Origin of the sequence: Skermanella mucosa (assembly GCF_016765655.2) — a bacterium.
GTDB classification, from domain to species: domain Bacteria; phylum Pseudomonadota; class Alphaproteobacteria; order Azospirillales; family Azospirillaceae; genus Skermanella; species Skermanella mucosa.
Genome location: NZ_CP086106.1, coordinates 1,264,792 through 1,274,953, shown reverse-complemented (window position 1 = coordinate 1,274,953; position 10,162 = coordinate 1,264,792). Strand labels below are relative to the sequence as shown.

The following is a 10,162-nucleotide window of genomic DNA, read 5'->3' as shown; positions in this document are numbered from 1 at the left end:
CATTGGAATCGTTTATGATTCTCTTGCAGGGTGGCAAGATGGGGGGCGGTTGTGTGGACCGAGGATAATTGCAAGCATTACAACAGGAAGGGACTGCGGTACCCGAGCGACATGACGGATGCCGAATGGGGGCTGATCGAACCGCTGATCCCGCCGGAGAAGCGTTATGGCCGTCACCGCGAGGTCAACGTCCGGGAAGTCGTGAACGCCATCTTCTACGTGCTGTCCACGGGCTGCCAGTGGCGCGCCCTGCCCAAGGACTTTCCGCCGCGCAGCACGGTGCATGAGTATTTCAAGCTGTGGGAATGGGACGGCACGCTGGAGCGGATCCACTTCAGCCTGTTCGTCCAGGTCCGGGAACACGCGGGAAAAGAGGCCAGCCCCACCGCCGCCATCATCGACAGCCAAAGCGGCAAGAGCGCGGAACGCGGCGGGGCTGAACTTGATCCGATCGGCTACGACGCGGGCAAGAAGGTCAAGGGCATCAAGCGCCATGTCGTGGTTGACACCCTGGGCATGTTGCTGGCCGGTCAGATCCATCCCGCCGATGTCCAGGACCGCGACGGGGCGCTCCCGGTTCTGGCCGAGGCCCGCCGCCTTTTTCCCTTCATCGAGAGGATCTTTGCCGACGGCGCCTACCAGGGCGCGGCGACGGCCGCCGCCGTCGCCCGGATCGGCGCCTGGGACCTGGAAATCGTCAAGCGCTCCGACACCGCCAAAGGGTTCGTCGTCTTACCCAAGCGATGGATCGTCGAACGAACGCTGTCATGGATCGGCCGATGCCGGCGGCTGTCCAGGCACGTCGAGAACCTGGCCAGATCGGCACTCGCATTCCTCCGACTGGCCATGATGCGCCGCATCGCTCGGCTTCAGCTCTAGCAATAATCATACCGGACAGACTCTTAAACACTGCCCATCGTTGGAAGAAGCGAAGCAAGTATGGGCAAAAATTTTTCGGCCATCTGCACCAATCACGCCTTAAGATTATTTTGCAGGTGAAAGGCTACTCATATCAAATCTTCACTCCCTCTAGCAATATTAATGAATATTCAGGCATTTATATGCAGGTATTTTTGCTAGCGGACATCGGCATCACCCGATCCGCAGGAACAGCACGCGCGTGTCCCCGTAGGTGCGGTCGTCCAGCGCCTCCGCGAAGGCGGGCGTCTCCCAAGGGTCCTCCAGGGCGATCTCCACCACGGCGACGGCATCGGGAGCGCACCAGCCGCGCGCCCGGAGGGCCGACAGGGCGGCCGGGGCCAGCTGCTTTCCATAGGGAGGATCCAGGAGCAGCAGGCCGCAGGCGGCTTGCGCGCGGGGAGGCCGCGTGGCGTCGGCCCGGACGACGTCGCAGCGGTCCGCGACGGCGAGCGACGCGATGTTGCGCCGGACGAGATCCAGCGAGTCCCGGCCCTGGTCCATGAAGACGGCGCGCCGGGCGCCGCGCGACAGGGCTTCGAGCCCCAGGGCGCCGGTGCCGCAGAAGGCGTCGAGCACCAGGACGCCCTTGATGTCGGGCGCCCAGTCGGCATGGGCGAGGATGTTGAAGACCGCCTCCCGCGTGCGGTCGCCGGTCGGGCGGATGTCGCGTCCGGCGGGGGCCTCCAGGCGCCGGCCGCGCAGGCTACCGCCGACGAGTCTCATGCCTGCCCCTTGGTCCCCCGCCGGCGGCCGGTCCGCCGCTGTCCGGTCTGTTGCCTGCGGGCCTCCCCGGGGCCGGTCGCTTGGCCGGCCCGGCTCCCGGCGTCCGCGGCTTCGCGTGGGGCTTGGGCTGGGGTTTCGCCTTGGCGGTGCCGGTGTTCGGCTTGACCGGCTCGTCGCCGCGGTCGGAGAAGAACTTCGCGACCTGGTCGCGCAGCACCCGCCTTGGCACCTCCTCGACCTCGCCGCGCTCCAGCTTGCCGAGCTGGAACGGGCCGTAGGCGACGCGGATCAGCCGGTTCACGGTCAGCCCCAGGCTTTCCATCACATTGCGGACCTCGCGGTTCTTGCCTTCCCGGAGAGTGATGGTCAGCCAAGCGTTGGAGCCCTGCTGCCGGTCGAGCAGGGCCTCGATCGGGCCGTACTGCACGCCGTCGATCGTGACGCCGCGGGACAGGCCGGCGAGGCGGGCCGGGTCGGCGATGCCGTTCACCCGAACCCGGTAGCGCCGCGCCCAGCCGGTGGACGGGAGCTCCAGGAAGCGGGCCAGCTCGCCGTCGTTGGTCAGCAGCAGCAGCCCCTCGGTCGTCAGGTCGAGCCGGCCGACCGACACGACGCGCGGCAGGTCCGCCGGAAGCGTGTCGAACACCGTCTGCCGGCCCTTCTCGTCGCGGGCGGAGGTCACCAGGCCGTCTGGCTTGTGGTAGCGCCACAGCCGGGTCGGCTCCATCTCGGGCAACGGCTTGCCGTCCACGACGATCGTGTCGCCCGGCCCCACGACCACCGCGGGAGTCGTCAGCACCGTGCCGTTGACTGCAACGCGGCCCTCGGCGATCCAGCGCTCGGCGTCGCGGCGGGAGCACAGGCCCGCGCGGGCGAGCCGCTTGGCGATGCGTTCGGGGCCGCCGGAGGCCTCTTCGGGAGAGGTGTCGGACGGGGTCATCGGCGGGCTCCGGCCCGGTGCGGCGGCATGTGTTCGGACATGCCGCGACATTACGGGGCCGGCGGCACCGCCGCAAGGGACGGCCTCTTCCGGCGGTCAGTCTTCCAGCCGGAAGCCGACCTTGATGACGACCTGGTAATGGGCGACCTTGCCGCCCGAGATATGGCCGCGCGTCTCGACCACCTCGAACCAGTTGAGGTGGTCGTGCATCTTGGCGGCGCGTGCGACCGCTCCCTGGATCGCGTCCTCGATGCTGATGGAGGACGATCCGATGATCTCGATCTTCTGGTAGATGTGGTCGCTCATGCCGGAATGCTCCCTGGGGGTTGAGGTTGAAGCATGGGCAGACCTCGCGCTGCGGCGCAACGGTGCCGCGCGGAACGCGGGGTGCGGCAAGTTTGCCGGTGCGCCGTCCCCTTGACGCCGCCCCGGCCGGCCGGCCAGTCTGCCCCATGATCAGGCTTCCCCCGACACCGTCCCCCATGGCGCTCGCCCTTGCCGAGGCGGAGGATGCCGCCGCGCGCGGGGAGGTTCCGGTCGGCGCGGTGATCGTCGAGACTTCGACCGGTCGGGTGCTCGCGTCGGCGGGGAACCGGACCGAGGAACTGGCCGATCCGACGGCCCATGCCGAGATGCTGGCGATCCGGTCCGCATGCGCTTTGCGTGCCGAACCGCGCCTGCCGGACTGTGATCTATATGTGACCTTGGAGCCTTGCGGCATGTGCGCCGCGGCAATCAGTTTTGCTCGGTTGCGCCGAGTGTACTTCGGGGCCTATGATGTAAAAGGCGGCGGGGTCGAGCACGGACCTCGCTTCTTCCACCGGGCGACTTGCCACCACGTTCCCGAGACTTATGGCGGGCTGGATGAGCGCCGGGCGGCGGAGCTGCTGAGGGACTTTTTCCGAAAGCGGCGCTCGTGACTGTAATAATTGGTTGTAGGCGCGTTTTGTTGCAGGGCATGGCAGGGATGGGTAGGCAAGATCTGACCCGAGGGGCATGGGAGACCGTGACCCTTTTGACGTGTTCGGCGGACAAAATGCGTTCTTCGTGAGACTCCACGGATCGGCTATCCCATGCGCTTCAACGCCCCGCGTCATTCCTTCCAGCAGCAAACTCCCGTCGCCGAAAAGATCAAGGCGACCGTAAAGTGGTTCGACCCCAACAAGGGGTTCGGTTTCGTCGCGCCCGACGACGGGTCTCCCGACGCGTTCCTGCCCGCTTCGGCGGTGACGGCGGTCGGTCATGACCGTCTGCCCGAGGGCTCGACGGTCGTGGTCGATCTGGTCCAGGGCCAGAAGGGCAATCAGGTCAGCCGGATCTACGACGTGGACACCACGACCGCTTCCCCGCGCCCGCGCCGTGACGACGCCGCCCGCCCCGCCGGACGCATGGGCGCCCCCGCGCGCGGCGGCTACGGCCAGGACCGCGGCGGCTACGGCAACGACCGTGGCGGCTACGGCGGTGGCGGCTATGGCCAGGATCGCGGTGGCTACGGCCAGGACCGCGGCGGCTACGGCAATGACCGCGGCGGCTACGGCGGTGGCGGCTATGGCCAGGATCGCGGCGGCTACGGCAACGACCGCGGCGGTTACGCCGACCGCAGCTCCGGCCCGGCCGAGGAGGTCGAGGGCACCGTGAAGTGGTTCAACACCACCAAGGGCTTCGGCTTCGTCGCTCCCGACAGCGGCGGCAAGGATGTCTTCGTCCATATCACCGCCGTCGAGCGGTCCGGCGTCGGCGCGCTGCAGGAAAACCAGCGCGTGCGGATGAAGGTCCAGCAGGGTCAGAAGGGCCTGGAAGCCGTCAGCATCGAAACGCTCTGACGGTATCCGGTCACCTAGGCAGGTCGGGGCGATGCGGGCATGATGCCCGCATCGCCTTTTTCATGCCCGCGCCGCCGGGGCCGTCAGCCCGTGACGTGCGCCGCGATGCCTTCCATGGTGCCGAGGGCAGGATTGGCGGGTTTCCAGCCGTCCTTGAGCACCGAGTAGTGGGCCGCCAGCATGCCGCCGACGAAGGTTTCGGCCAGGATGCGGCTGCCGACTTCGCCCAGGCGCTGGCCGTCCTCCTGCACATGCGCCTCCTGGAGGACATAGTACCAGAGCGGGGTGTGCCGGATCAGCTTCTGGCCGGCCGGGGGCGGCACGATGTCGAGGCCGAGCTGGTCGTCGGCGATCGGCTTGTAGCCGAACGCGGCCGCCGCGGACTGGCCGCTGATCAGCCCCGTCTGGGCGGCGCGGAACAGGTTGCGCTTGGCGAGCGAGCGCGGGCTGGCCTGGCTGTCCACCGTGGCGTCCGGGATGCCGGGTGATTTCAGCAGCCGCAGCGCCGGTGACAGCAGCGGGTCGATGCGCCGGCTCGGCTGGACGACCGAGCCTTCGCCGATCGTACCGAAGAAGAACTTCCAGTCGATGGCCTGGCGCGGCTCCAGCTTCCGGCCGCCGTTGAGATCCGGGACGGCGGGATTGTCGCTGAAGATGGCGGCACCGAACTGGTCGTTCAGGGCATAGCCGCCGCGGACTTGGCTGTGGCCGAAGCGGAACGCCGCCACCGAGAACTCCAACGGCATGACGGGGACGCCGCCATGCCGCGCGCTGAGGGCGCGATAGGCCGGCGCTTGGTGCTCGATCACCCATTCCAGCACGTCCTTGCGGATGGTCCGCGCCAGATAGTCGTTCAGGATCATGTACTGGTAATGGCGCATGACCGAGAGGCGCGCGTCGGCATAGCCCTGCCCCTCGTCGATGAACCGGTTGTGCAGGCGCTGGAACAGGTTGTGGATCTGCTGGATGATCTTGTTCTCGTCGTTCCGGGGGTCGCCGATCAGCGCCCGTTCCGTCTCCGCATCGCGGGGCACGTCCTGTTCGATCCCGCCGGTATCGGTGCCCAGGCGGAACTTGCCGCTGGGGTGGAACAGGATCTCGCCCGAACCCTGCGCCTCCAGGCCCAGGCCGTAGACGGAGTCCAGTTCGAAGAAGGGCGTGCGCCGGTTTACGAACGCGTTGACGGGGAAGCGCCGGGACAGGTCGTCCTGGTTCATCTTCAGTTCCATCAGGGTGATGTCATGGTCGATGAACTGCCCCAGGAAGGTGAAGCCGGCCGGAATGCTCCTGCTGTCGTTCTCCGCGCCGACGCTGTCGCGCAGGAAGGTTTCGAGCAGGGTGAGATCTTCCAGGTTCGGGATGACGCCGCCCTGTTCGATCATGTAATCGAACGGCCCCTCGCGATTGAGCTTCATCTTGAGATGATCGGCCAGGGCTTCGGGAACCACGATGCCATGCTGCATGACGGGTGCCATTCGACTCTCCCTCTGGATTGATTTTTTGCCACAGAACTGGCAGATGATCCGAGAAGTCATCGAACAGTATTGACTCGACACAACAGGGTAGCAATGCAAAATAATACCAATTACGAAGTCCATGAAGACTTCGCCTGCGGTAATTCCTTATAGAAGCCGATTTGATTGCTTCCGATAGTAACTGTTGCAGACCGGTTCAGGCCGGATCGCGCAGGCTGGCTCCCTGGCGGCGTAATTCCCGCTGGACTTCGATCGCCGGCATCTGGCGCGCCGCTCCTCCCTGCCGCGCGGCCAGGGCGGCGCAGATCCCGGCCGCCTGCCCGGTGGCCATGGCCGTCGGCGTCACGCGGTAGGAGGAATGGGCCTCGTGGCTGCCGGAGATGCAGCGGCCGGCCACCATCAGCCGGTCGACGCCCTGCGGCAGCAGGCAGCGCAAGGGGATCTCGTAGTATTCGCCGAGCGGCAGGCGCTTCAAGACCGTGCCCTTGCCGGCCGGGTTGTGGATGTCGATCGGGTAGGAACCGCGGGCGATGCCGTCGTCGAACTTCCGGGCCTCCAGCACGTCGTCGGCGGTCATGCGGTAGTCTCCGACGATCCGCCGGGTCTCGCGCACGCCGACCGTGACGCCGCTCTGGATCACGTAGGACTTCCCGAAACCGGGAACATAGCCGCGCAGGAAGCGGGCGATCCGGCCCATCTGAACCTTGCCCAGCCGTTCCGCCTCCGTCAGGTCGAAGACGTCGGTGCCCAGCACGCCGGTGACCCGGGTGCTGTTGACGGCGATCTCGCCCTCGTGCGGCGTCGCGAAGAACAGGATGTCCTCGCGCGGCAGGTCCAGTTCGCCGTCGGCCGTGGCCTTGGCGATCAGGTCCCACAAGCCATGGACGCCGCGCCACTGGTCGGGATGCGCCCGGACATAATCCGCGAAGGCTTGCCGGTCGAAGCCGCCGACCCGGAACATCAGCGTCATCGGCTGCACCCGGCCGTCGCCGTCCCGCCCGACATCGAAGCGGGCCCCGGCGAGCGCCGCCACGTCGCCGTCGCCGGTGCAGTCGATGATGGTGCCGGCCCGGACCGCGACCGGACCCGACTTGGTCTCGAACACGACGCCCTCCGGCCGTCCCGGCTCGCCCAGGATACCCGACGCGAAGGCGTGGTAGAGGAGCTTGACCCCGGCTTCCTCGACCACCTCCTGCGCCACGACCTTGTAGGTCTCGGGGTCGAACGGCACGGTGTAGCCGGTGGCGCCGGAAGGCGGGATGGCGCCGCCCGCCCCGATCAGCCGCTCCAGGAACGATGCCAATGCCCCGGCCACGATCGGCTCGCCCGGACCATGGTCGGACGGCATGAGCCGGGTATTGTCAACATCGGCAGGCGCGCCGCGCTGGGTGTGGAAAGACATCAAGGGCATCACCAGCGCGGCGGTCGCGTTCCCGCCCAGGAACCCGTGCCGTTCGACCATCACCACGTCGGCCCCGGCCCAGGCCGCCCCCAGCGCGGCGCCCATGCCGGCCGGGCCTCCCCCGATCACCAGCACGTCGGCGGTGCCGGCCAGGATCGCCCGGCGGGGCGGCAGCGGGATGGTGGGCCGGTTGGGGCCTGCATCGGGGGAAGGCCGCAGGACAGGCATTTACGCCTCCAACTTAGGAATAATTACATCAAGAGTCAACAGGCGCCGCGGACCGAAGGTTCAGCGTCTCGACCAGCAGCGGCACGGTGCGGCGCGCCTGGTCCTGGAGCAGGACGATCCGCTCCCGCACCTCCCGGCAATGGTCGTCCCGGTTGTCCCACAGCCGGTCCAGCGCCGCCAGCATGGAGCCGGCACTGTCCTCGTGGACACCGGCGCGCCGGGGCACGCCCAGGGCGTCGAGGAAATCCGCAACCTTGCTCGCATAGGGCAAGGCCATCAGCGGCACCCCGGAGATGGCGGCGAAGATCAGGAAGTGCAACCGCATGCCCAGGGCGAACTGGAAATGCCCCATCAGCCCCAGGATCTGGCGGGGAGAATAGAAGCCCCGCAGCACGCTGGCGCAGTGCGGCGAGGACATGGCGGCGATCACCTGGTGCGCCTCCCGCAGGTCGGCGCGTTCCATGGGGACGAACACCACCTGGGCGTCATAGCGGTGGACGATGAAATCGGCGGCCTGGGCCAGCAGGCCATGGTAGCCGCCGGCGTCCAGGTCGGGCGCCCCGGCGCCGCGCTCTCGGATCGACAGGCCGATCAGGCGGCGGTCGGCCGGGATGCCCTCCGTGCGCAGCATGTCGTCGGTGAAGGGGGCCGGATCCAGCAGCAGGGCCGGGTCCGCCGTCACCGTCACCGGCCGGGTGCAGCCGATCTCCTCCAGAAGCCGCTTGGCGCCGATTTCCCGCACGGTGATTCCGGCCATCATGTTCATGCCGTCGCGGACCGCCGCCCGCTCCTCGGCCCCTTTCAGCGGGCCGATGCCGATCGAGAAGGCGAAGGTCGGGACGTTGCGGGCCTGGGCGATCACCACCTCGCGCAGGTAGGTCCGCGCCTCCGTGTCGTAGAGGATACCGCCGCCGCCCAGCAGCAGGACGTCCAACCGCTCGACCTCCGGGATGATCTCGTCGCGGAGTGCCGTGCGGGGATTGATCGCGCGGTCGACGTCCTGGTTGGCCCGGGTGTGATCGGCATTGCGGGAGAAGGCGACGATCTCCACGCCGGTCAAGGCGCTCCGCAACTGGACGATGGCCGAGGCGAGGATCGCCTCGTCACCCAGGTTCAACCCGCCATAGGAGCCCGATATCCCGACTATGGGCAAAATCTCACCTTTTCCTGGCCGGGCTCGGGAGACAGGGAACAATCGGCCCCGGCGGGTGATTGAATCTGAACGCCCGTTCAATGAAGCCTTGCTCCAGGAGATCCCCATGGAAAACAACATGAACCACGTGATCGTGCTGTCCTCGATCGCGATCGCGATCCTGCTGCTCCTCGTCATCACAGCCTGAGGACGCCGCCCCATGACGACCGTCACCATCGAGGGAGAACTGCGCGGACACGTGGCCGGCGCGCTGAGGGATTACATCACCAAGCTTTACGAGCATAAGGCCTCCACTCCCTCCAAGGCGGCGAAGGCCGATTACGACCGGACCATCGCCGAGTTGCAGAAACTGCTGGACACGGTCGAGGCCTAGGTCTCAGCGTATCCTGGAGATCGCCACCACGGCGTCGTGCCGGTCCCTGACCCGGATGCTGAAGCGCCGGCGGCTTCGGCACGGCTTCACGTTGACGATATCGCCGGGATTCAGCTGATAGCTGTTGTCCACGACCTCCGGTTCCTCCAGGGCTTCCTCCTCCGCGGGGGTGGCGAAGCAGGTCCAGATCGTGCCGTTCGGCGTCCGCGCGTCTCGGCGCAGATGCTCGATCGGCTTCGGGCGATGTCTGAAAAGCCCCATGGACTTGGTCTCCCGATGCCAGAGATCTATGATGTGGTGGGTTCGTCGTGCAACCAGCGGGACGGGCTTAAGTTCCAACGCCCAGACCGCTCGTTTGTGCAGCGCAGCGAATCCGGGCCGTAAGACAGGAAGCGCGATGAACGGCAAGCCCCTCCGGGTCACGATCTGGAACGAGTTCCGCCACGAGAAAGCCAATCCCGAGGTGGCAGCCCTCTATCCCGACGGCATGCACGAGGCGCTGGCGGCCCCCCTGCGCGCCGCCGGCCACGAGGTCCGCACCGCCACCCTGGACGAGCCGGAGCATGGCCTGACCGAGGAGGTGCTGGCCGGCACCGACGTGCTGCTGTGGTGGGGCCACCGGCACCACCGCGACGTGGACGACGCGGTGGTCGAGCGGGTCTGGAAGCGGGTGCTGGACGGGATGGGGCTGATCCCCCTGCACTCCTCCCACTTCTCGAAGATCTTCGTCCGGCTGATGGGCACCACCTGCCACCTGAAGCACCGGGTCGCCGGCGAGCGGGAGCGGCTGTGGCTGGTCGCCCGAGGCCACCCGATCGCCGAGGGCGTGCCTGAGCATTTCGACCTTCAGCCGGAGGAGATGTACGGCGAGCCGTTCGACATCCCGCCGCCGGAGGAGCTGGTCTTCGTCAGCTGGTTCCAGGGCGGGGAGGTGTTCCGCAGCGGCTGTTGCTATACCCGGGGCCAGGGACGGATCTTCTATTTCCGTCCCGGCCACGAGACCTATCCCACGTACCACCACCCGACCGTCCAGCGGGTGATCGCCAACGCGGTGCGCTGGGCCGCCCCGCGCGACGTGGCGCCGCGGCAGTTCGGCCGCAGCGCCCCCCTGGAGCCGATTTAGA

13 protein-coding genes are annotated in these 10,162 nt (G+C 67.5%); 6 read left to right on the top strand and 7 right to left on the bottom strand.

Annotation, left to right across the window (positions count from 1 at the left end; all coding sequences use genetic code 11):
- Positions 1-51 precede the first annotated feature (51 nt).
- The gene (locus tag JL100_RS05840; RefSeq protein WP_202682065.1) at positions 52-879 is read left to right on the top strand and encodes an IS5 family transposase; all 828 of its coding nucleotides are present in this window, start codon (positions 52-54) and stop codon (positions 877-879) included.
- A 213-nt stretch (positions 880-1,092) separates the two neighbouring features.
- On the opposite strand, the gene rsmD is transcribed toward JL100_RS05840, so the two are convergent.
- The 3 genes from rsmD to JL100_RS05825 all read right to left on the bottom strand — a co-directional run bounded on the left by rsmD (position 1,093) and on the right by JL100_RS05825 (position 2,890).
- Complete coding sequence (gene rsmD, locus JL100_RS05835) at positions 1,093-1,644, bottom strand: 16S rRNA (guanine(966)-N(2))-methyltransferase RsmD (protein ID WP_202682066.1); 552 nt, start codon at positions 1,642-1,644, stop codon at positions 1,093-1,095.
- Entirely contained in the window at positions 1,625-2,584 is a 960-nt protein-coding gene (locus JL100_RS05830) for a pseudouridine synthase (RefSeq protein ID WP_202682067.1), read from the bottom strand. The genes rsmD and JL100_RS05830 overlap by 20 nt, the downstream gene beginning before the upstream one ends.
- Before the next feature lie 96 nt (positions 2,585-2,680).
- Positions 2,681-2,890, bottom strand: a complete 210-nt coding sequence (locus JL100_RS05825; RefSeq protein WP_201073093.1) for a dodecin — start codon at positions 2,888-2,890, stop codon at positions 2,681-2,683.
- A gap of 176 nt (positions 2,891-3,066) precedes the next feature.
- Here JL100_RS05825 and JL100_RS05820 point away from each other — a divergent pair, with 176 nt between their 5' ends.
- Together JL100_RS05820 and JL100_RS05815 are read left to right on the top strand one after the other, a co-directional pair.
- Complete coding sequence (locus JL100_RS05820) at positions 3,067-3,504, top strand: nucleoside deaminase (RefSeq protein ID WP_202682068.1); 438 nt, start codon at positions 3,067-3,069, stop codon at positions 3,502-3,504.
- Between the two features lie 153 nt (positions 3,505-3,657).
- Positions 3,658-4,407: a cold-shock protein gene (locus tag JL100_RS05815; protein ID WP_202682069.1), complete on the top strand. Its 750-nt coding sequence runs from the start codon at positions 3,658-3,660 to the stop codon at positions 4,405-4,407.
- A gap of 83 nt (positions 4,408-4,490) precedes the next feature.
- Here the strand turns inward: JL100_RS05815 and JL100_RS05810 are convergent, their stop codons facing one another.
- From JL100_RS05810 to JL100_RS05800, 3 genes are all read right to left on the bottom strand, one after another.
- Positions 4,491-5,882, bottom strand: a complete 1,392-nt coding sequence (locus JL100_RS05810; RefSeq protein ID WP_202682070.1) for a peroxidase family protein — start codon at positions 5,880-5,882, stop codon at positions 4,491-4,493.
- A gap of 196 nt (positions 5,883-6,078) precedes the next feature.
- Positions 6,079-7,512: an FAD-dependent oxidoreductase gene (locus JL100_RS05805; protein WP_202682071.1), complete on the bottom strand. Its 1,434-nt coding sequence runs from the start codon at positions 7,510-7,512 to the stop codon at positions 6,079-6,081.
- Between the two features lie 28 nt (positions 7,513-7,540).
- Entirely contained in the window at positions 7,541-8,665 is a 1,125-nt protein-coding gene (locus JL100_RS05800) for a polysaccharide pyruvyl transferase family protein (RefSeq protein ID WP_202682072.1), read from the bottom strand.
- A 55-nt stretch (positions 8,666-8,720) separates the two neighbouring features.
- Between JL100_RS05800 and JL100_RS36470 the strand changes: the two genes are divergently transcribed.
- Positions 8,721-8,852: a hypothetical protein gene (locus tag JL100_RS36470; protein WP_267133602.1), complete on the top strand. Its 132-nt coding sequence runs from the start codon at positions 8,721-8,723 to the stop codon at positions 8,850-8,852.
- A 12-nt stretch (positions 8,853-8,864) separates the two neighbouring features.
- Positions 8,865-9,038, top strand: coding sequence for a hypothetical protein (locus JL100_RS05795; RefSeq protein WP_202682073.1), 174 nt, complete (start codon positions 8,865-8,867; stop codon positions 9,036-9,038).
- A gap of 3 nt (positions 9,039-9,041) precedes the next feature.
- Here the strand turns inward: JL100_RS05795 and JL100_RS05790 are convergent, their stop codons facing one another.
- Positions 9,042-9,299, bottom strand: coding sequence for a hypothetical protein (locus tag JL100_RS05790; RefSeq protein WP_202682074.1), 258 nt, complete (start codon positions 9,297-9,299; stop codon positions 9,042-9,044).
- Positions 9,300-9,435: 136 nt separating this feature from the next.
- Between JL100_RS05790 and JL100_RS05785 the strand changes: the two genes are divergently transcribed.
- Positions 9,436-10,161, top strand: a complete 726-nt coding sequence (locus JL100_RS05785; protein ID WP_202682075.1) for a ThuA domain-containing protein — start codon at positions 9,436-9,438, stop codon at positions 10,159-10,161.
- The last annotated feature ends 1 nt before the right edge of the window (position 10,162 follow it).

What these genes read in the sequence shown, in the direction of transcription:
- JL100_RS05790 (WP_202682074.1), bottom strand. Translation starts at nt 9,299, where the DNA reads ATGGGGCTTTTCAGACATCGCCCGAAGCCGATCGAGCATCTGCGCCGA.
- JL100_RS05805 (WP_202682071.1), bottom strand. Translation starts at nt 7,512, where the DNA reads ATGCCTGTCCTGCGGCCTTCCCCCGATGCAGGCCCCAACCGGCCCACC.
- JL100_RS05815 (WP_202682069.1), top strand. Translation starts at nt 3,658, where the DNA reads ATGCGCTTCAACGCCCCGCGTCATTCCTTCCAGCAGCAAACTCCCGTC.
- rsmD (WP_202682066.1), bottom strand. Translation starts at nt 1,644, where the DNA reads ATGAGACTCGTCGGCGGTAGCCTGCGCGGCCGGCGCCTGGAGGCCCCC.
- JL100_RS05825 (WP_201073093.1), bottom strand. Translation starts at nt 2,890, where the DNA reads ATGAGCGACCACATCTACCAGAAGATCGAGATCATCGGATCGTCCTCC.
- JL100_RS05820 (WP_202682068.1), top strand. Translation starts at nt 3,067, where the DNA reads ATGGCGCTCGCCCTTGCCGAGGCGGAGGATGCCGCCGCGCGCGGGGAG.
- JL100_RS05795 (WP_202682073.1), top strand. Translation starts at nt 8,865, where the DNA reads ATGACGACCGTCACCATCGAGGGAGAACTGCGCGGACACGTGGCCGGC.
- JL100_RS05810 (WP_202682070.1), bottom strand. Translation starts at nt 5,882, where the DNA reads ATGGCACCCGTCATGCAGCATGGCATCGTGGTTCCCGAAGCCCTGGCC.
- JL100_RS05785 (WP_202682075.1), top strand. Translation starts at nt 9,436, where the DNA reads ATGAACGGCAAGCCCCTCCGGGTCACGATCTGGAACGAGTTCCGCCAC.
- JL100_RS05830 (WP_202682067.1), bottom strand. Translation starts at nt 2,584, where the DNA reads ATGACCCCGTCCGACACCTCTCCCGAAGAGGCCTCCGGCGGCCCCGAA.